Here is a 20,589-nt window from a genome sequence, read left to right as displayed (position 1 = left end):
ATGTTACTTAGCCTTAAGAAATTCATACGCAGACTGAATATCCTGGCTTTTTTGTTTTGCAATTTCCATCATATGAGGCGGTAAGCCTTGTGAAACCAGCTTATCTGGATGATGTTGTGACATGAGTTTTCGATAAGCACGTTTGATATCTTTTTCACTGGCATTTTTAGTTAGACCCAGCACAGCAAGCGCGTTGTCCCGATTTAAAGATGGTGTTGCCGCTTTGTGTCTATAATCAGATTGCTGTTCAGACTGATAGCTTGATTGATGGCTATGTTGCTGACTTCTATGTTTTCTAAATTGAAATTCTGCTTGATATCGGTTTAGTAAGAATTGAAAGTGTCGGCTTGATAAACCAAGCAAGCGGCTTACTTGCTGTAAAAGTTGCTTTTCTTGCTCTGCTAAGTGACCGTCCGAAAACGCCATTTGAATTTGAATTTCTAAAAACAGCTGAAGTAAGTCATAACGACGGCCAAATACTTCTTTTACATCTCGAATTGACTCTTTTAATGAAAACTCGCTCGATTTTCCTGAACGAAATGCATTCTGTGCCTCTTTCCTCTCTTCACCGTGTAAACCCATTTCATCCATAAATGCAGTGGCAGCTTTAATATGAATTTCACTGACACGTCCGTTCGACTTTGCAATATGACCCATAACCGCAAAGCAGCTAGAGAAGAATAATGCTTGACGCTGATCTAACTCGTCTTTATCAAAAAAGCCCTGAAAGCCACCGGCTTTGTCAAAGTCCTGCTTTAAGCTTTTGTCAAATAAGTGGCCAAGCCAAAAACCAAGCGCCGCGCCAAGCCAACGACCAAACATAAAGCCAAAACACGTACCTAGTAGCTTACCCCACATATGCAGTTCCTAATTGCTTGTTGATTTCCTCTAGTCTCTCTGGCGTGCCAATATCCGACCATACATGCAAATATAACTCACGTGATACTCGCCCTTCTTCGATACCTTGTCTCAGCAGAGGTCCTAAAGCTAGAAATTGATTGTCGTAAGTATCGAAAAAAGATTGGTGGTAAAGGCCTATACCTGAAAAGGTATACTTCTGTGTTTGGTTCGCTAACCCCAAAGTAAAGTCACCATCTGGATGATGCACTGGGTTTTCGACTAAAACAATGTGTGCTTCGCCTTCTTGCAACACCAGCTGCGTTAGAGCGTGTACATCGTAGTCAGTAAAAATATCCCCGTTGATGACGATAAACTTATCACATGCTTTACATAAAATTGGTAACGCATTGATGATACCGCCGGCCGTTTCTAAACCACCTTCAGGCTCATAGCTATACTCAATCTTGACGCCTAATTGCAAGCCATCACCAAAATATTGCTCTATTTTGTCCCCTTGCCAGGCAAGATTAATGACTATCTCTGTGATCCCCGCCGCTTTTAAGCGTTCGATATGGTATTCAATTAACGGTTTCCCATTTACTTCGAGCATGGGTTTAGGTAATTCAGCAGTCAAAGGCATCATACGTTTGCCTCTACCTGCTGCAAGGATCATTGCTTTCATGTCTGCGGCTCTAACTTACGCTTAACTGCAGGAATTATCTCATTGTCGAGCCAAGTTGCAAGCCATTGAAATTGTTCATACTGTTTACTTGTTTCAAGAATATAATCTAATGTTGGTAAAATATTTTGTAGATACCCTGATTTACCATCCCTCAGAAGCAAGCGGCAAAATATCCCTGCGGCTTTTAGATGCCGTTGTAAACCAGTCAGGAGGAAGTAGTCGCAATATTGACCAAATGACAAATCAGCCATCAAACCTTGTTTATAAAACAGCTCGTAGTTGTATTTAAGCAATTGTTCAAACTCATGCTCAGGTAAAGTGAAATAACAGTCTTTGAGCAAAGAGACCGCATCATAACTGATTGGACCTTGAACAGCGTCTTGAAAGTCAATTAACGCCCACCCACCTGACGTTTTCATGATATTTCTAGAATGAAAATCCCGATGCATCGTCACTTGGGGTTGCTGTAGCATAACCTCAATTAAACTCGTTACCAATTCATGCCAAAGTCTTTGATGCTCGCCCGATACATTTAAACCTAGCCATTTCTCGAGCAACCACTCTTTGAAAATATTGATTTCTAAACGTATAAAATCGTCGTCGTACGGTTTCATCCACTGGCTGGGTGGTATAGAGGCAATTTGTGGTAACAAAGATAAAACGGCCTTGTAGTCTTTCATTCGACTATCCGAACTTAAACGATCTGCCAGGTGCTCTGTTCCCAAATCGTTTAGTAAAATAAAACCAGACTCGAAATCTGAAGCGAGTACTTGCGGCACAATGAGTCCCACATTGTCAAAATCTTGTTGTAACCCGACGAATGGTCGGTTATCAATTAAATCTGCAGGGGAATCCATTAAAACCAAATTCTCAGAATCGGTTACGACTCGGTAATACTGCCTAAAACTCGCGTCTGAAGTAATTGCATGAAAAGAAAAAGGTTGGCGGCCTAAGTATTTTATTAGAAAGGCTTCTAATTGTGTTTTTCTGTTATCGTTCTTTATCACAATTTTACATTCTTAATTACTGAATTTAACTCTGTTTTACTTTATTATGTGCTGTCCTTGAAGTAACAACTGGTAAACAGGTTAATTAATGAACAAAGTTTGGCTAACCGTGGCACTATTTCCTCTCTGTCCTGCTGTATATGCAGCTACAGAAATTGAAAGGCCTTTGCTTTGCCAAAATAATAATTTACCTCAGCAGTGGCAACCGCTCACAGGTTTACCAAAAAACGCTGTCGACATCCGTGCAGATCGAGTAAATATCAACAATACGTCGAGTGCGCAATTCGCTGGTAATGTTGTAATAAACACAGAGCAAATGCAACTCTCTGCGAGTTCAGCTCTGTTTAACAAACAAAGCTTACAACTTAATGCCGAAGGGCCTCTAGTCTACCAAGACCCTTACACCCTAGTGAAAAGCAACGGATTGTTTGCAGATCTAAATAATTACCATATCGACTTAATGGGTGCTGACTACCAACTAACTCAACAACTCGGTCATGGTGGTGCAGCTCAATTATCTGCGCGCGACAATAGCATCGAACTACTGAATGCAAGCTTTACCACTTGCCCGTCAGATAAACCTTTTTGGTCCATCGAAGCAAGCACAATTAGCTTGTCGAAAACCGAAGGCTGGGGTGAAACATATAATGCGGTGCTCAGAATTTTAGACACGCCCGTTATTTATATCCCTTACTTTACTTTTCCGATTGACGATAGACGAAAAACCGGACTTCTTGCACCCACCATATCAAGCTCTGAACGCTATGGTTTAGAACTCTCAACGCCATTTTATTGGAATATCGCGCCTAACTATGACGCAACTATTACACCGAGATATATGTCTAAAAAGGGCGTTCAAATTAACACTGAATTCAGGTATCTAACACCACGCCACTCAGGCCTATTTGCTATGGAGCTTCTAGAACAAGATGATTCAGAGCCTGAATTAGAAGAGCGTTACTTACTATTTTGGCAACAAAATAGCTACTTTAATGAAAATTGGCGCGCAAGCATTGATATTACCAACGTCAGTGACGACAACTATTTAACAGATTTAAATTCAGAATATGGTAATATCACTGACACACAATTATACCGAACCGGTACTTTAAACTATCTCGGTGACATTTGGTCTGCGCAATTGAAAGTGCAAAATTTTGAAGTACTAGGCGACCACCAAGAATCTTATGCTGCTCTACCTCAACTCTCTTGGCACACCACCGATTCAATATCTTGGCAAGGCATTGATTGGTCTCTAATCGGTGAGTTTAGCCACTTCAAAAATGATGCGTTAGTGATTACAGACGCCTCAAGATTGCATATTGAGCCCAAAGCAAGTTACGCTATTAACGACACCGCTTGGTCATTTTTATTAGAAGCAAGCCTGCTACATACTTACTATCAACAAAACGGAAGCTTCAACGAAGCACAATTTGATGAACGAGTAAGCAGGACTTTGCCGAAACTAAGACTGCATGCACAAATGAATCTTGAGCGCGCAACGAAATTGGTTGTGTATGACGGCGTACAAACGCTTGAACCTCAACTGCAATATTTATACGTACCTAAAAAAGATCAAGACAATATTGGGTTGTACGATACCACTAAAATGCAGGATGACTTCTCAGGCTTATTTAGAGAGCAACGTTTCTCAGGCGTTGATCGCATTGCCCAGGCGAACCAATTCACGATAGGTGCGACAACACGTATTTTTGATAATAAAAACCAAGAACGCTTTAATTTGAGTGTTGGGCAAATTGTTTATTTAGATAGTAATGTTAAACCAACTCGCCAAAATCCATTGAATAAAACAAACTATAATGCCTTGTTTGCTGCAGAAAGCATGATACATTGGCATCGTAGATGGTATTTGTCTGCAGGTATTCAATACGACGCTGACACCAAACAATTAATTCAATCTCATGCAACGATTGATTATAAAGGCGATAAAAATCAGCTTGTACAATTGAACCATCGTTATGCAAACGATGTCTCAGGGTATGAAATAGACCAAATTGGTTTTTTTACCAGCGTGCCTCTAAACCAACAGTGGCAATTTATTGCAAGTTATCATAGAGATTTAGTATCAAAGAGAAGTACTGAACTTTTTGCCGGTTTACAATATGAAAGCTGTTGTTGGGCAGTTCAGCTTACTGGTAATAGACAAATTCAAACCGATTTAAATAAAACAATTAACCAAGATGAGGCTCAGTTTGATACCAGCATTCGTCTTAACTTTGTACTCAAAGGGCTAGGTGGTAAATCAAGCTATGATGTAAGCCGATTACTACAACAGGGTATTTTTGGCTACCGTCGACCTTATTTTTTGAATAATTAGTAAAATAATAGAGCATTATGAATTTAAAAACGTTGTTAATCGCCGCCCTAATGGGGTTAGGTTTTAGTCAAGCAGCATTAGCTGAGCGAGTACAATTAGATAAAGTAGTCGCAACAGTCAATGATGGTGTTGTATTGCAAAGCGAAGTAAATAAAGTTATTTCTCGAGTAAAACAACAAGCAAAAGAGCAAAATACTCAGTTACCTTCTGATAATACACTACGTATACAGGCAATAGACAGGCTTGTTGACCAATCTCTATTATTACAACTAGCTGAAAGAATGGGCTTAGAAATCTCAGATGCTCAATTAGACCAAACGCTTGCAAATATTGCATCTGAACAAGGTGCAACAATCGCTGATTTAAGAAAATCAATCGAAGCGACCGGTGAGAGTTTCAAAGCCTATCGAGAAGAAATTAGGCAAGAAATCACCATCAGTCAGGTGCGACGCGCAAACGTCGACCGCCGTATCTATATTAACCCTCAAGAAATCGCTAATTTACAAACCATTCTTGAGCAGCAAACAGGTCAGTCTGAAGAATATGACATTGGCCATATTTTAGTAAAAGTGCCAAGCAAAGCATCTCCTGAAGAACTAGAAGATGCCAGAGACCGAGCCAATAACGTTATTAAGTTTCTTAACGATGGCAAAGACTTCAAACGCATTGCGATTGCCTCTTCTAGCGGCGCTAAAGCGCTTGATGGTGGTCAACTAGGTTGGATGGGGATCAATGAAATGCCTTCACTGTTTGCTGAAGCAGTTAAAGGTAAAAAGAAAGATGATATTATTGGTCCACTTCGTTCAGGCGCCGGCTTCCACATCTTAAAAGTACAAGATATTCGTGGCAGACAGGTGGTTGAAACCACTGAAGTACGCTCGCGCCATATCTTAATCAAGCCTTCTATTATCTTAAGTGAAGAGAAAGCGCGCTCAATGCTTGCTGGTTTTGTTAAAGACTTACGTGCAGGTAACGCTGACTTCGCAGAATTAGCAAAAGAACATTCTGAAGACCCGGGCTCTGCATTAAAAGGCGGTGAGTATGACTGGACAGATCCTACGACATACGTGCCTGCGTTTAGAGATACTTTGCTTTCTCTTGATAAAAATGAAATCAGCGAACCATTTAGATCAACATTTGGTTGGCACATCGTTCAACTACTCGATAAGCGTGTTGCTGATAAAACTGATTTTGCTAAGAAAAATCGTGCTCATGGCATCCTCTATAACAGAAAGTTTCAAGAAGAAAGTTTGCGTTGGATGAATGAAATGCGAGAGCAAGCAAATATCGATGTTTTTCCTACTGAATAGGTAATATATGACCATTCGTATCGCTATAACACCGGGTGAGCCAGCTGGCATTGGCCCTGATTTAGTTATCAAGCTGGCACAAAAAGCGTGGCCTGTACAACTCGTCGCTGTTGTTGATAAAACTATTTTAGAAAAGCGCGCAAAGGAATTAGGAGAAACAATTAACCTAATTCCTTTTAAAGACAATGACGCCCCTAGTTTAGCCCCCGCCGGTAGCTTGTTTTATCTACAAATTGATAAAGGCGTTGAGGTTACACCTGGCGAGTTAAATGAAGCGAATGGTCAATACGTACTAGAGACGCTCAGAGTCGCATCTGAAAAGAATATGGACGGCACATTTGCCGCAGTTGTCACTGGCCCTGTTCATAAAGGTATCATCAACCAAGCAGGTATCTCTTTTAGCGGCCACACTGAGTTTTTTGCACAACAATCGAATACGCAAGATGTTGTTATGATGCTGGCTACTGAAGGACTAAGAGTCGCGCTTGTTACAACTCATATTCCACTTGCATATGTATCAAGAGCAATCACGCACGACCGCCTTACAAAAGTCATCAATATTCTAAATCATGACTTGCAAACAAAATTCGGTATTGCTCAACCAAAAATCTTAGTCTGTGGTCTCAACCCTCATGCCGGTGAAGGCGGTCATCTAGGACGAGAAGAAATTGAAACGATTGAGCCTGCACTTGAATCACTGAATAGTCAGGGCATGACTCTTGTTGGCCCTCTTCCAGCAGATACACTTTTTCAAGCTAAATACCTAGATAATGCCGATGCGGTGCTTGCAATGTATCACGATCAAGGCTTGCCTGTGCTAAAATACAAAGGCTTTGGTAATTCAGTGAACATAACACTCGGTTTGCCTTTCGTTAGAACATCCGTTGATCATGGTACTGCTTTAGATTTAGCTGCCACAGGGCAGATCGAAGTCGGTAGTTTTGATTTAGCGATCCGCGAAGCTATTACGCTCGCCTCAAAAAAAGCAATGAATTAATGACAGATAACGTACATTTAGGTCACAGAGCACGTAAACGCTTTGGACAAAACTTTTTACACGATGACATGATCATCGACAAAATCGTCACCGCGATTGACCCTAAACCTTCAGATAACTTGGTTGAGATTGGCCCTGGTTTAGGTGCTATCACTGAACCAGTCACTGATTTAAGTGGTCAATTAACCGTTGTCGAGCTAGATAAAGACTTAGCAGAGAGATTAACGCAACATCCTTTCTTAGGACCTAAATTAACTGTTCATCAGGGCGATGCGATGAAATTCGACTTCGCAAGCCTTATCCGTGACGACGAGAAGTTAAAAGTCTTCGGTAACCTACCATACAATGTGTCTACGCCATTATTATTCCATTTATTTGAGTTTGTAGACAATATTGAACATATGCACTTTATGCTTCAAAAAGAAGTCGTTAAGCGTATGGTTGCAGGCCCCGGCTCTAAAGCTTTCGGTCGCTTAAGTGTGATGACACAGTATTACTGTCATGCAATGCCAGTAATTGATGTGCCGCCTGAGTGCTTTAAACCAGCCCCGAAAGTTGACTCTGCAGTCGTACGCTTAATTCCTAAAAAGCCTGAGCAGCGAACAGCGAAAAGCACTAAGTTATTGAACACTGTATGCTTAGAGGCGTTCAACCAGCGCAGAAAAACACTGCGTAATAGTCTTTCAAACCTTTTAACAGCGGATGAGCTAACAGCCTTAGGCATCGACCCGTCATTACGTGCAGAAAGTTTATCTCTGACTCAATTTATTGATATCGCAAATTGGATTTATGACAACAAGCAGTAACTTAGGATCACCTATAAAGGTGTCTGTAGAAACCATGTATGTTGAGCACCAATCTCAACCAGAAAAAGATAAGTATGTTTTTGCCTACACTATCACTATCAAAAATCATAGTTTGTGTAACGCAAAATTAGAGAGCCGCTACTGGCTAATTACTGACGCGAATGGCAAAGAAACTGAAGTTGAGGGCGAAGGCGTCGTTGGTGAACGTCCGACTATTGCTCCTGGCGAATCTTATTCCTATACCAGTGGCGCGGTACTAGACACACCGGTTGGCACGATGCAGGGGCACTATGTGATGAGAAACGAGTTTGGTACAGAGTTTCAAGCCCCGATTGATGTATTCAGGCTTTCTCGGCCAAACATTTTGCATTAATCATGGCTAATTACGCAGTCGGCGATTTGCAAGGGTGTTTTACCCCCTTCATAAAACTGCTATCTGAAGTCGGGTTTAATCCAAGTAAAGATCATCTATACCTTGTAGGTGATCTTATTGCGCGAGGGCCTGACTCTCTCGCTTGCCTAGACTTTGTGTATCAAAACCAAGATGCCTTAACCGTTACTCTAGGTAACCACGACTTGCACTTTATCGCTTGCTATCTCCTTGGTAAGCAACCTAACCCAAAAGACAATTTAGCCCCTGTATTTTCAAGTAAATTCTGTGAACACTATGTTTCTTATTTAAGGACACAGCCACTTGCAGTATATCTAAAAGAGCACTCTACCTTTATCTCCCATGCAGGTATTCATCCGCATTGGAGTATCGAGCAGGCATTAAATTATGCACATATTGCAGGGCAAAACTACCGAAGTGATGAAGCGAATATCTTCTTTGAAAACATGTATGGCAATAAAGATCCAGCCTATTCACCAAACAAAGATCTTATAACAAACTTTAAAATCACTGTTAATGTTTTCACAAGAATGAGATTCTTAGAGCAATCAGGAAACTTGAATTTTTTTGAAAAAGGTAGCCCTCAGCAAAGTACCCTAATGCCTTGGTTTAGACATGAGCGCTTTGAAAATGATAAAAATCGTTATGTCTTTGGTCACTGGGCAGCCCTTGAAGGAGTGACCCAAGTTGAAAACATACTTGCTTTAGACACTGGTTGTGTCTGGGGTGGGAACATGACCCTCATAAACCTCGACACGGGTGAACAATATTTGAGCAAATAATTTGTTAATCCTCCCTTTTTACTGAATTATTTTGCTACATCTGCTATAAAATACTTAACTTATCAGTTACCAGACCGATATATTTACTGTCTTAAGCAACTTACGGAATCGATATGAATTTCACTGTTAGCCAACGTATTTGGGGTGGGTTTGTTTTCATCACCTTGTTACTCCTTATGATTGGGGGTAATTCTCTCCTGAGAATTGCAAATATTGACAGCTCATCTCAGCAAGTGAATAACCTTTCTCTGCCAGCATTAACTAATAGCTCTGAGCTACAAGTAGAGTTCACACAGATGAGTAAACTCGCACAGAGTAGCTTTTTCGCATCCCAACCTTCAGAGCTAGCTCAATTGAAGTCTCAATTTGAAAAACGACAAGAAAACTTCAAAAACGCTTACCGTCAGTTGGAACAGGTCGTACAAAGCAACCCTGATTTATCTCAACGTTCGCAAAAAGTAGGTGATACATTTAACAAATTTCTACCTACTGTAAATTTACTGCTAGACGATAAAGCCAGTACCCTGCAAATTAAAAAAGATTTGGTAACGCAACTTGAAGAAATAGAGCTAGCAGCAGAAGATGCCACAACGAGCGTGCTTGATATCCTTGATATTGGTGAACTAAAAGCTACTAGCCAAAGAGCTTTCCAAGCAGCATCAAGCCTTGAGAATCACTTTTCTAACTTAGTTACAAGCAGTAACGATCTAATTGCCGCTGATAACGCAAACACAGTTGACATTATTGCTAACGAGCAAAACTTTGCTATCAAAGAAATTGCTCGAAATATAGAGTTGATCAGAGGCCCGGTAAACTCCCTCGAGCCTTCTTATTTAGAAGATTTAGAAGGCTATTATGGTGATTTAAAGGAACAAGTTGAAGGTCAAACTGGTTTAGCTGGTAATAAACGTGCGTTATTACAAACCGAAGCTAAAACTCGACAGGCTGTTAACGATTCAGAATTGGCTACTGAAGCCGCATTAAAACAACTCTCTGAACTAGTAGCGTTAGCAAATGAAGTAGCTTTAGAGCTTCAGACTGGCGTGCGTGATGATGTGAGTGCAGCTAATTTATGGACTTGGGTTGGTATGCTTGCTGCAACACTTATAGCAGTGGGTATTGCTTATGTTACCGTTCAACTTATTACCAAACCGCTTGCGGAAGTGAATAAGATCCTAACCATAGTTGCAAGTGGTGACATGACCCAACGCTTAGATGACAGCGCGCAAGATGAATTCGGCGAGCTTTCGCGAAGCTGTAACACGCTTATCACCAGTTTAAGAGAGCTAATTACTGGTATTGTATCTCGCTCTACTCAACTGGCTGCAGCTTCAGAGCAAACATCTATGATCACCACAGAGTCTAGTCAGGCAATTAAGAGTCAGCAGGCTCAAGTTGAGCAAGCTGCAACAGCGACCACAGAAATGAGCAGTACCTCTCATGGTGTCAGTAACAGTGCTCATCAGGCATTGCTAGAAATCAAGAATGCAGACAAAGAGGCTGAGCGTGTGAAAGGCATTTCACATGAGAACAAGCATACCATTGAGCAACTCGCATCAGAAGTTGACGAAGCATCTCGTGTTATCAATAAGCTACATCAAGACAGTGCATCTATTGGTGGTATTTTAGATGTTATTCGAGGTATTGCTGAACAAACTAACCTGCTTGCGCTAAATGCAGCGATTGAGGCTGCGCGTGCGGGCGAACAAGGACGAGGCTTTGCTGTTGTTGCAGATGAAGTTAGGTCACTGGCGAGCAAAACTCAAGAGTCAACTCAAGAGATCCAATCAATGATTGAATCTCTGCAAGCGGGTGCTGAAGAAGCAGTAAACGCTATGTCAAAAGGCAAGCAACAAGCGGTTTCTTGTGTTGAACAGAGTGACTTAGCTAACGAAGCCTTAAACAGTATAACCCAAGCGGTTTCTCAAGCTCATGACGTCAGTGAAGAAATTTCAAATGCTGCTAACGAGCAACAACAAGTAGCCCAAGAGATCAGCGAACGTCTTGAATCTATTGTTGCTATCGCCGAGCAAACTGCTGAAGGTTCGAACCAGACTTCGATTTCAAGTTCAGAAGTCGCTAAACTCGCTGAAGAGCTGAGGCAGTCTGTAGAACAGTTTAGAGTCTAGATAAAATTATGTCTTCAAAAGCCCTTTCTTAGGGCTTTTTTATTGCATTTTCATTTATACCAATCCTCTTAATTTATCGGTCTATTTTGAGGCAAGGAAAATTAGAGTAAGTTTTAGTCCCTAAAAATGATTAAGTATTACTGAGAATTAGTAATATAAAACACTATACAACTTTTGGCTTAAGACCAATCTCCTATTGCCTTGACCTAGAATAAAAAAACACTATAAACCCCTGTTTTAAATATATTTGATCACTCAAGTTGTAACAAAATCAAATCTCTAAACTAAGCTAAATTTTATTACTAGACGCAGAGCCAACAGCATGCTTCTTCGCGCAAAGGCAGTTTTGCGTAGCTTAGATAAGCTTAAATATAAAAAGGTGGTGAATCTATGCAGTTTTTAAGAAACTTCTCAATATTTCAACGGCTGCTGATGATACTAGGTGTGGTCGCATTAGGCCTTGTGTTACTATGTTTAACGAGTCTTCCGCAGCAATTTTCTAGTCTGGAACAGCAACAATATGAGAAAACCAAAAACCTCGTGGAGAACACATTTGGCATCATAGAGCATTTTCATGACTTGCAACAATCTGGTGAATTAACCCAAGACCAAGCTCAAAAAGCAGCCCTTGATGCTATTTCTAAGCTTCGTTACGACACTGATAATTACTATTGGATTAATGATTACACCCCAAATATGGTTATGCATCCAATGAAGCCACAATTAGTTGGCAAGTCACTCTCAGCAAGTAAAGATCCTGATGGCACATACCTATTCATGGAAATGGTCAAAATTGTCCGTCAACAAGGTGAAGGGTTTGTGCCTTATAAATGGCCAAAACCAGGTTTTGATGACCCTGTAGACAAAATCTCTTATGTTAAAGGGTTTGCGCCTTGGCAATGGATTTTGGGCTCTGGTGTTTATCTTGATTCCATTGAAGAAGACTTTGCAGAACTTGGAAATTTAATGATTATTGATGTAGTGGTCTTGCTTATCATTTTAGCCGCACTGATTTCTTTAATTAGCAATAGTATTCTCAACCCCGTCAATTTAGCGACTGAAATGATGAAGAACATTTCCCATGGCGAAGGTGATCTCACCCAACGACTAGATGAGTCAGGCAAAGACGAGATATCACAATTAGCGAATTACTTTAACGCCTACACTGAAAAAATGCGCCACTCTATAGAGCGCGTTTCTCACAGTGCGACTGAGGTCGAACGACTTTCAAGCTCAGTAGATGAAACAGGTAAAGTCAATTTGAATCATATTGAACATCAAAATGAGAATAGTCGACAAGTTGCCACTGCGGTTGAACAGATGAGTATGCAGATCAGGGAAGTAAGCGAAAATGCCGAAGCCGCAGAGCACGCAGCTAATGACGCGCTTAAGAACAGTAACAATGGTAAACAAGTCGTCGCGAAAACTATCAGTGCAATAGAAACCTTATCGAGCAACATTCAAGAAGTCAGCGAAGTCACAACTGTACTTGCTGAAGAAAGTAATAATATAGGCTCTGTACTAGATGTAATTAGAGGAATATCAGAACAAACCAATTTACTGGCCTTAAATGCAGCAATAGAGGCTGCCAGAGCGGGTGAGCAAGGTCGTGGCTTTGCTGTTGTAGCTGATGAAGTAAGAACCCTTGCTAGCCGTACAGGGCAAAGCACTGATGAAATTCAAACCATGATTGAGAAATTGCAAAAAGGTGCTCAGGAAGCGGTGAGTGCTGTACAGGCAAGTCAGCAAATCTCTGAAAATACAGTAAAGCAAGTCGCAGAAGCCGATGAAGTGTTAAATGAAATAGAGCGACTCATCATGTCAATTACAGATATGAATAGCCATATAGCACGCGCAACAGAAGAGCAAAGCACAGCTGCACAGGAAGTAAACATCCGAATAACAGACCTGTCAGAAGCCACCGACCACTCTTTAGAAACGACACATGCACTTACTGAAGCCAGCTTAAGTTTAAAACAAGCTAGCCATCAATTATCTGAAATTGTGAAGGGATTTAAGATCACTTAAGTAGAAAAGATTATCAGTCAGTAGTGAGTAAAAACAACAAAGGGAGCATATCGCTCCCTTTTAATTAATTAAAAATCACGCTATGCATTTAACTCTTGTTCATACTCGGCAAATTTATCGCTGATTTGCGCAGAAGGTTCGTCTGTGATTAAACTCACCACAACAATAGCAATTGAAGAAAGAATAAACCCAGGTACGATTTCATAGATTAAACTACTTAAAGACTGACCATTAATTTGGATCGGCGCATAAATCCAAATAAGAACGGTACCCGCTCCAACTAACATACCAGCTAATGCACCAGCAAAGTTCATACGTTTCCAAAGTAAACTAAATAATACTAGCGGACCAAATGCTGCACCGAAACCTGCCCACGCATTACTTACCAAGTCTAAAATTGAGCTGTCACGGTCATACGCCAAATAGATGGCACACAATGCAACCAGCGCCACACTGATGCGACCCACTAATACAAGCTCTTTATCCGTGGCGTCACGTCGGATAAAGATTTTGTAGAAGTCTTCTGTTAATGAACTTGAACTCACCAATAACTGAGAAGAAATTGTACTCATAATTGCTGCCAAAATAGCCGCCAGTAAGAAACCAGCTATAAGTGGATGGAATAATAACTGTGACAAAATCAAAAATATTGTTTCAGGATCGTCAACAACAAGGTTTTTCTCATAGGCATATGCAGCACCAAAAAGACCAGTAAAGACAGCACCCAAGGCTGCAATTATCATCCAGCTCATACCAATGCGACGTGCTACTGGCATATCTTTTACGCTTCTGACTGACATAAAACGTACAATGATATGTGGCTGACCAAAGTAGCCTAAGCCCCAAGACATCGCTGAGATAACACCAATTGCACCACCAGCACCAATCCAAGTTAACATTTCAGGATTTAGCTCATTAAGTGTAGAAGATAAGGGGTTTTCCAGAAGGGAGAAAGTCACTAAAGGCACTAAAACCAGTGCAATGAACATAATACAGCCCTGTACAAAGTCTGTTAGGCTTACTGCTAAGAAACCACCAAATAAAGTATAAAGTACTACTACTCCCGTTGTAATATATAAGCCCGACTCGTAACTCATACCAAATGAGTTCTCAAACAGCTTTCCGCCAGCTACAACACCTGAAGAAGTGTATAAAGTAAAGAAAATGATGATGACTAAAGCCGACACAATTCTTAGCGCATTGCCTCTATCTTCAAAGCGATTTGCAAAGTAATCAGGAATGGTGATGGCGTCGTTCGCAACTTCAGTATAAACACGCAACCTTGGGGCAACTAATAAGTAGTTTAACCAAGCCCCTATCACTAAGCCTGTCGCAATCCAAGTGCTGCTGAAACCGGTCACGAACATTGCGCCCGGTAAGCCCATCAAAATCCAACCACTCATGTCTGAAGCGCCGGCAGAAAGTGCCGCTACACTAGGAGGTAAACTGCGCCCACCTAGCATATAGCCTGAAACATCACTGGTTGACTTACGATAAGCATACAAGCCAATACCTAACATCACGATAAAATATAATACAAGAGATACTAAAGTACCTGTTTCCAAAACTTACCTCCATTTACTCATTAAGAGAATCTTGGTTGGTGAATAAATATTAATCTTATTATGAAGATGACTATAACATGTATGAAAAACTAACCCCAGCCACGTGCGGTTAACATCAAAAATACACACCAAACTAGGAACAAAGGATTAACATTGGGTTGCTAACTGTAAATTAGTTAATGATTTAATACGCATTATATTTTATATTTACGATGTAAAAGTAAGTAACAGGATCAGTAGTACATGTATTTTTATGCAGCCCGCCAACCTATTTTTGATCAACACAAACAGCTTATGGGTTATGAGCTATTGTTTCGAGATGGCGTAGACAATGTTTTTCCAAATATAGACGGGGATGAAGCCACCTCAAAGCTCATTGAGGGCAGCCAGTTTAACTTTGGTTTAGAAGACTTAACGGATAGCAAGCCTGCATATATTAATTTTACACTGGATACCATTCTTAAGGGTTATCCATCCATGTTGCCCAGTGAACAAGTCGTTATAGAAATTCTAGAAACCGTTCAGCCTGGTAAACGCTTACTTGCTGCAGTTCAAGAGCTAAAAAATAAAGGTTATACCTTAGCCCTTGATGACTACAAACACCAAAAAGTGTGGCGTCATTTTTATCCATACATAGATCAAATTAAAGTCGACCTCCTGATCACCTCAGATGAAGAGATTGCAGAGCTCATCGAAGCCACCAAAGAATTTGAAAGTATTAAGCTTGTTGCAGAAAAAGTAGAAACCAATGAGCAATTCGAAAAGGCCGTGGCTCTGGGCTTTAGTTACTTTCAAGGCTACTTTTTTGCCAAACCTGAAATGGTGAAAAGCAAATCCCTGCCTCCTTCAGAAATGGCACTTGCAGAGCTGCTTTATGAAACCTCAGTGGTTGATGTAGATATCAAAAAAATCACCTCTGTTTTTGAAAGAGACGTCAACTTATCATATAAGTTACTTCGCTATTCAAATTCCGCTGCTTTTAAACGACGTGCAGAGATAAATACAATCAAACAAGCGGTGGTTGTACTTGGCAACCAAGAACTGAAAAAGTTTTTATCTCTTTTATTCGCTGCTCAAGTTTCCTCTGAAAAGCCTATCGAATTAATCAAACTGTCTCTAACTCGTGCACGCTTTTGTGAGCTACTCGCGCAAAAACATAAGGGGATCCAAGACACTGGCATGGCTTTTTTAGTTGGTATGATGTCACTGATGGATGCGATTTTAGATGAAAGCATGGAAGGCGTTATGAAAAAATTGCCTTTAAGTAATCTGATCAAAGATGCCTTAGTGCAAAAACAAGGGATACTGGCGCAATATTTAGGCCTCATCAAAGCTTATGAGCAAGCAGATTGGGAGTTGACCGGTGAATATTGTGAACGTATTAAATTTAGCAACGATTTACTACCTGAAATTTACAACCAAGCTGTTACTTGGGGCAACGAGCAACTTCAAGTCATGGAGTGCAATTAGTACAGAATTAACTTGATATAAATCAATCAAGATATTGTCGCATCAACAAACCCCGCTAGGTGCGACAATCTGTCACATTCCTCAGCAAATAAAAATCTATACACTGCCCACAACTCTTTCAATTGCTGGGCTTTTAAATGAAAAAATCAATTCTAAGTGGACTTATCTGCACCGTATTAAGTGGCTATGCTGTAGCTGATGACATAGAAAAAATCGTTGTCATAGCACCAATGCAAACACCACTCAATATAAAGACCGATCCTAAATTGCCAAGGCAGCCCTTGCCTGCTCAAGATGGGTCAGATTTACTCTCAAGTATCAGTGGCTTTTCATTAATCAAAAAAGGGGCTGCAAGCTCAGATCCAGTCTTTAGAGGTCAAGCAGGTTCGCGCTTGAATATTCTAACAGATGGCAACCTCACCTTGGGTGGATGTGGAAATCGTATGGACCCTCCAACGGCTTATATTACGCCACAAACCTATGACACGCTTACCGTAATAAAAGGCCCACAAACAGTATTATATGGACCAGGTAACAGCGCTGCGACCGTATTATTTGAGCGTGATAGTTACAGAATGGACAAAGCTGGCTTAGAGGGTTTTAGCAACCTAGTGCTTGCCAATGCAGGACGTAGAGGTATTAATTCTCAGCTAAAGTTTGGAGATCAAGACTACTTTGCCAATATATCAGCCAGCTATAACAAAGCAGACAATTATAAGGACGGCAATGGTACGCACGTGCATTCAGGGTACGAGAAGTGGAATACCGATTTAGAGTTCGCTTACACACCAAGTGACGATAAGATTATTAGCCTTTCTCTTGGCCGAAGTGATGGCGAAGTTGCTTATGCAGATAGAGCAATGGACGGAAGTTTATTTGACAGAACTCACAGTGCAATTAAATTCGATTGGTTACTTGAAGGCACAGTCATTAAACGCATTGAAGGGCAAGCTTTTTACAACTATGTCGATCATATTATGGACAATTTCTCATTACGTGATTTCGTTGCAACACCAATGAACAAAACGCCTAGAGCGATGAACCCCGACAGAACAACTTACGGCGGTAAGTTTTTAGCACACGGTGAGTATAATAAAACGAGCAAGTTTAGCATTGGCGTTGACCATCAAAGTAATGAGCATACAAATCGTATGTCTATGAATATCAATATGATGCCAATTGACAATCAAATGCGTACTACCGACGGACGTTTTGAGCAGCTTGGGGTATTTGCAGAATACGAATTTAGTCTAGAAGAAAACAAACAATGGGTATCGGGCTTACGCATAGACAGATGGCAAGCAACGGATGACCGTAAAATGGTCGGCTCAATGATGATGATGTCCCCTAACCCAACTGCTTTTCAGACCCGAAAGTCATCTTTGTATAGTGGGTTTACAAGATTTCAAGCGCAAACCGAAAATACCAGTTACTTTGCAGGCTTCGGTTATGTAGAACGATTTCCTGATTACTGGGAATTATTAGGAGCGGGTCGAAGCAGCGAAGAGACAACAAGTGCTTTTAACACAAAGCATGAAGCCACAAGTCAATTCGATTTAGGCTTAGTCCACCAAACTGATAATTGGCAAAGCTCAGCTTCTGTTTTCTACAATCAAACCGATGATTTTATTCTCATCGACAATACGTTTGAGAAAATGGGTAAATCGGCAAAAGTAACGCGTAACGTTGACTCTGAGAGCTTTGGTTTTGAGTTAGACAGCAAATATTCACTCACTAAGTCGTTATCAACTGGGGCAAGTATCAGTTGGGTACGGGCTACAAACCTAACTGATCATAGACCATTGGCGCAACAACCTGCTTTACAGGCTCGTTTTACACTTGATTACGCACTAAAAGATTGGCAGCTTGGCATGCTTTGGCGTGTTGTACAAAAGCAACATCGTGTTGCTGTTGGTCAGGGTAATATCGCAGGTCAAGACGTCTCAAAGTCCGCCGGTTACGGTGTGCTGTCAATAAATGCTAACTACAGTCAAAATCAAAACATAGACTGGAGTTTTGGGATAGATAATTTACTCGACAAAGCCTACAGCGAGCACTTAAGTCGTGCAGGTGCGGCTGTAAATGGCTATGAGCAGACCAGCAGAGTGAATGAAGCGGGGTTAACTGCTTGGCTTAACCTCAACTGGCGCTTTTAACTCTTAGGATTAGTGTTAGATAAAGAAAAAGCCAAGTCATTGACTTGGCTTTCTATTAAGTATGCTTGCGTTCTTAAAGATTCTCTAAGAAGTCTTCATCAAAATCTTCAACTTCTTCTTCTTTGATTGGTGGGTTACCATCATGCAGCTCGTAAAGTTGACGCTGGAAGTAGATATCTTTCATGAACACATACGGGTCAAGTGACTCACGAAGTAGCTTCTCTTGCGATAATAAACTCGCACGCGTATCAATTGCTCTTACAGCAAAAACTAATAGGCTTTGAGGTGTAGACATCGCAAGTTCAGGTAATACAAACTTGTCTACCACGTCACCCGTGATGTTTCTAGCGGTAGACGGTCCATAACCTGGCAACATTAAATATGCGCCATCGCCAACGCCCCATACACCTAAAGTCTGCCCGAAATCTTCATCTTTATGTTTTAAACCTAATGAGCTTGCAACATCAAAGAGACCAAAAATACCCACCGTTGAATTCACCAAGAACCGCGCAGTATTAATGCCTGTATCTTTTGGTTTTCCCTGCAATAATGAGTTAACCGCATCAGTGGGAGCTGCAATATTGGTCGTAAACGCATAGACACTTTTTCTAACCGGATCATTGGTTACGGCTAGGTATCCTTCGGCGACAGGCTTCAAAATATATGCATCAAGTACATCCATATTGAAGTCATACACCGTTCTGTTGATACTTTGAAGCGGATCTCGCTCATCAACTTTTTCTGGGGCAACTGTTGCGCACCCTGAAATAATGAGTGCAGCAAACGCAGATAATATAGGTTTTAACATTTAGCTTCCTGTGCTGGTTATTACACGACTGATCTCAACACGCACAATTGACGGCGCATTATCTAAGGCTATCACGTCTGATTGACCTTCTAAGTCGCCCGTCTGCACCGTTACAGCTTCATCACTTGAAACTCGGGCAGTGATCTCAACTTTTTCAAAATTAGAAAGTTTCAGATCAGGCATCATAGCCATGCTGTCATCAAGTGTAACAGTAATCGGAAATTGAAATTGTTTTAATTTGTTCACAGCCAATGGCATTGGTGGGCCATTATGGGCTTTAGCAAAAATAAACAACGTCGCATTGTCTGGTAACTGACTTGCTATAGAATCATTTAACGACACAGATACCGTCAATGATGCACCTGCAGGAGGCTGACTTTCTTCATGCGCATGAGCATCAGGATTGATTTTATGCTCGATATCATGAATACGCTCTGAAATCATGGCAAAGCGAGGGTCATCTTGGGTCATAGAAGATTGCAGTACTTCAAATGCGGCTTTCGCTTCTTCCCAGTCTTGACGCTCATATGCAATTAATGCCAATAGCGAAATCGCGTCCATATTACTTGGATCAGACTGTAAAACTTTAGAAAGCATTCTCGCAGCGCGATTCATGCTCGGCTCAGTACCTTCAATTAGCAATACTTGGCTGAAGTTCACCAATACATTGTTATTATCAGGCTGCATAACCAGTACTTTTTCAAAAGCTTGCTTGGCCATATCATTATCACCCAGTGACATAGCAACACGGCCTAACAGCATCCAAGCAACGGCATCATCGCCACTTTCTGCCAGCTTTGTGCGCAGACCTAAAGCAAATGCTTGAAGTTCATTCTGAGACAGTGGTTCGCCTTGCTGTAAAACCGCACGTTCACCAAATTCTGGCAACCTATCGATGGCAGTGTACCAATCTTCTATTTGCTTTTGACTGCCTGTAAAGCCATAAAATACGGCACTCACTGCGACTAAAAAAGCCAAACCGGTTAGCGCGAATATACGGTTATTACCTCGAGCATTAAGTTGCTTCTCAGGAGACAACTCATTAAGCAAGCGGCGCTTTAACTCAACAATTGATTCGTTGTAAGCTGTTTGCTCAATTTTCTTATCCGCAAACTCTTGCTCTAAATCATCTAAGCGCTGTTGATAAATGGCAATACGCTCTGCATTGGCATCAGAATCAACCGCGATGACCTTTTCACGTCGTAAAAATGGCACCACAACAAACAAAGCGGCAAGAATTGATAATAGAGCAAACATGCCCCACATTTGCGTCATTGCGC

At 41.0% G+C, this 20,589-nt stretch carries 16 protein-coding genes; 10 read left to right on the top strand and 6 right to left on the bottom strand.

From position 1 onward, the window contains the following. Window positions 1–3 precede the first annotated feature (3 nt). The 3 genes from djlA to ABMY35_RS16430 are packed head-to-tail and all read right to left on the bottom strand — an operon-like array spanning window position 4 to window position 2,529. The gene (gene djlA / locus ABMY35_RS16440; RefSeq protein WP_349287195.1) at window positions 4–858 is read right to left on the bottom strand and encodes a co-chaperone DjlA; all 855 of its coding nucleotides are present in this window, start codon (window positions 856–858) and stop codon (window positions 4–6) included. After that, window positions 848–1,522 (bottom strand): N-acetylmuramate alpha-1-phosphate uridylyltransferase MurU, encoded by a 675-nt coding sequence (murU, locus tag ABMY35_RS16435; protein WP_349287194.1) that lies wholly within the window; start codon window positions 1,520–1,522, stop codon window positions 848–850. The genes djlA and murU overlap by 11 nt, the downstream gene beginning before the upstream one ends. Further along, window positions 1,519–2,529: a phosphotransferase gene (locus ABMY35_RS16430; RefSeq protein WP_349287193.1), complete on the bottom strand. Its 1,011-nt coding sequence runs from the start codon at window positions 2,527–2,529 to the stop codon at window positions 1,519–1,521. The genes murU and ABMY35_RS16430 overlap by 4 nt, the downstream gene beginning before the upstream one ends. Window positions 2,530–2,617: 88 nt before the next feature. On the opposite strand from ABMY35_RS16430, the gene lptD reads away from it, so the two are divergent. The 8 genes from lptD to ABMY35_RS16390 all read left to right on the top strand — a co-directional run bounded on the left by lptD (window position 2,618) and on the right by ABMY35_RS16390 (window position 13,310). After that, window positions 2,618–4,867 carry an LPS assembly protein LptD gene (gene lptD / locus ABMY35_RS16425; RefSeq protein WP_349287192.1) on the top strand — a complete coding sequence of 750 codons (2,250 nt, stop codon included), beginning with the start codon at window positions 2,618–2,620 and terminating at the stop codon, window positions 4,865–4,867. A 17-nt stretch (window positions 4,868–4,884) separates the two neighbouring features. Next, window positions 4,885–6,177, top strand: a complete 1,293-nt coding sequence (gene surA / locus ABMY35_RS16420) for a peptidylprolyl isomerase SurA (protein WP_138483301.1) — start codon at window positions 4,885–4,887, stop codon at window positions 6,175–6,177. Between the two features lie 7 nt (window positions 6,178–6,184). Next, complete coding sequence (gene pdxA / locus ABMY35_RS16415) at window positions 6,185–7,174, top strand: 4-hydroxythreonine-4-phosphate dehydrogenase PdxA (RefSeq protein WP_138483303.1); 990 nt, start codon at window positions 6,185–6,187, stop codon at window positions 7,172–7,174. Then, entirely contained in the window at window positions 7,174–7,980 is an 807-nt protein-coding gene (gene rsmA, locus ABMY35_RS16410; protein ID WP_138483305.1) for a 16S rRNA (adenine(1518)-N(6)/adenine(1519)-N(6))-dimethyltransferase RsmA, read from the top strand. The genes pdxA and rsmA overlap by 1 nt, the downstream gene beginning before the upstream one ends. After that, the gene (apaG, locus tag ABMY35_RS16405; RefSeq protein WP_138483307.1) at window positions 7,964–8,353 is read left to right on the top strand and encodes a Co2+/Mg2+ efflux protein ApaG; all 390 of its coding nucleotides are present in this window, start codon (window positions 7,964–7,966) and stop codon (window positions 8,351–8,353) included. The genes rsmA and apaG overlap by 17 nt, the downstream gene beginning before the upstream one ends. Window positions 8,354–8,355: 2 nt before the next feature. Continuing rightward, a complete protein-coding gene (locus ABMY35_RS16400) occupies window positions 8,356–9,153 on the top strand; it encodes a symmetrical bis(5'-nucleosyl)-tetraphosphatase (RefSeq protein WP_349287191.1) in 798 nt (265 codons plus the stop codon). A 113-nt stretch (window positions 9,154–9,266) separates the two neighbouring features. After that, window positions 9,267–11,282 (top strand): methyl-accepting chemotaxis protein, encoded by a 2,016-nt coding sequence (locus ABMY35_RS16395; RefSeq protein WP_349287190.1) that lies wholly within the window; start codon window positions 9,267–9,269, stop codon window positions 11,280–11,282. 390 nt (window positions 11,283–11,672) lie between these two features. Continuing rightward, window positions 11,673–13,310, top strand: a complete 1,638-nt coding sequence (locus ABMY35_RS16390; protein ID WP_349287189.1) for a methyl-accepting chemotaxis protein — start codon at window positions 11,673–11,675, stop codon at window positions 13,308–13,310. A gap of 80 nt (window positions 13,311–13,390) precedes the next feature. Here the strand turns inward: ABMY35_RS16390 and putP are convergent, their stop codons facing one another. Beyond that, window positions 13,391–14,875 (bottom strand): sodium/proline symporter PutP, encoded by a 1,485-nt coding sequence (putP, locus tag ABMY35_RS16385; RefSeq protein ID WP_349287188.1) that lies wholly within the window; start codon window positions 14,873–14,875, stop codon window positions 13,391–13,393. 243 nt (window positions 14,876–15,118) lie between these two features. On the opposite strand from putP, the gene ABMY35_RS16380 reads away from it, so the two are divergent. Together ABMY35_RS16380 and ABMY35_RS16375 are read left to right on the top strand one after the other, a co-directional pair. Further along, window positions 15,119–16,345 (top strand): HDOD domain-containing protein, encoded by a 1,227-nt coding sequence (locus ABMY35_RS16380; protein WP_349287187.1) that lies wholly within the window; start codon window positions 15,119–15,121, stop codon window positions 16,343–16,345. 137 nt (window positions 16,346–16,482) lie between these two features. Then, entirely contained in the window at window positions 16,483–18,501 is a 2,019-nt protein-coding gene (locus tag ABMY35_RS16375; protein WP_349287186.1) for a TonB-dependent copper receptor, read from the top strand. A gap of 73 nt (window positions 18,502–18,574) precedes the next feature. Here the strand turns inward: ABMY35_RS16375 and ABMY35_RS16370 are convergent, their stop codons facing one another. Beyond that, a complete protein-coding gene (locus tag ABMY35_RS16370) occupies window positions 18,575–19,309 on the bottom strand; it encodes a VacJ family lipoprotein (protein ID WP_349287185.1) in 735 nt (244 codons plus the stop codon). After that, a complete protein-coding gene (ccmI, locus tag ABMY35_RS16365) occupies window positions 19,310–20,584 on the bottom strand; it encodes a c-type cytochrome biogenesis protein CcmI (protein WP_349287265.1) in 1,275 nt (424 codons plus the stop codon). Window positions 20,585–20,589: the final 5 nt, after the last annotated feature.

The sequence above is a fragment of the Pseudoalteromonas sp. BZB3 genome (genome assembly GCF_040104455.1).
Lineage (GTDB): Bacteria > Pseudomonadota > Gammaproteobacteria > Enterobacterales > Alteromonadaceae > Pseudoalteromonas.
Note: the sequence above shows the minus strand (reverse complement) of the source record. Positions and strands in the feature narration are given on the sequence as shown.

What these genes read in the sequence shown, in the direction of transcription:
- djlA (WP_349287195.1), bottom strand. Translation starts at nt 858, where the DNA reads ATGTGGGGTAAGCTACTAGGTACGTGTTTTGGCTTTATGTTTGGTCGT.
- murU (WP_349287194.1), bottom strand. Translation starts at nt 1,522, where the DNA reads ATGAAAGCAATGATCCTTGCAGCAGGTAGAGGCAAACGTATGATGCCT.
- lptD (WP_349287192.1), top strand. Translation starts at nt 2,618, where the DNA reads ATGAACAAAGTTTGGCTAACCGTGGCACTATTTCCTCTCTGTCCTGCT.
- surA (WP_138483301.1), top strand. Translation starts at nt 4,885, where the DNA reads ATGAATTTAAAAACGTTGTTAATCGCCGCCCTAATGGGGTTAGGTTTT.
- pdxA (WP_138483303.1), top strand. Translation starts at nt 6,185, where the DNA reads ATGACCATTCGTATCGCTATAACACCGGGTGAGCCAGCTGGCATTGGC.
- rsmA (WP_138483305.1), top strand. Translation starts at nt 7,174, where the DNA reads ATGACAGATAACGTACATTTAGGTCACAGAGCACGTAAACGCTTTGGA.
- apaG (WP_138483307.1), top strand. Translation starts at nt 7,964, where the DNA reads ATGACAACAAGCAGTAACTTAGGATCACCTATAAAGGTGTCTGTAGAA.
- ABMY35_RS16400 (WP_349287191.1), top strand. Translation starts at nt 8,356, where the DNA reads ATGGCTAATTACGCAGTCGGCGATTTGCAAGGGTGTTTTACCCCCTTC.
- ABMY35_RS16395 (WP_349287190.1), top strand. Translation starts at nt 9,267, where the DNA reads ATGAATTTCACTGTTAGCCAACGTATTTGGGGTGGGTTTGTTTTCATC.
- ABMY35_RS16390 (WP_349287189.1), top strand. Translation starts at nt 11,673, where the DNA reads ATGCAGTTTTTAAGAAACTTCTCAATATTTCAACGGCTGCTGATGATA.
- ABMY35_RS16380 (WP_349287187.1), top strand. Translation starts at nt 15,119, where the DNA reads ATGTATTTTTATGCAGCCCGCCAACCTATTTTTGATCAACACAAACAG.
- ABMY35_RS16375 (WP_349287186.1), top strand. Translation starts at nt 16,483, where the DNA reads ATGAAAAAATCAATTCTAAGTGGACTTATCTGCACCGTATTAAGTGGC.
- ABMY35_RS16370 (WP_349287185.1), bottom strand. Translation starts at nt 19,309, where the DNA reads ATGTTAAAACCTATATTATCTGCGTTTGCTGCACTCATTATTTCAGGG.
- ccmI (WP_349287265.1), bottom strand. Translation starts at nt 20,584, where the DNA reads ATGACGCAAATGTGGGGCATGTTTGCTCTATTATCAATTCTTGCCGCT.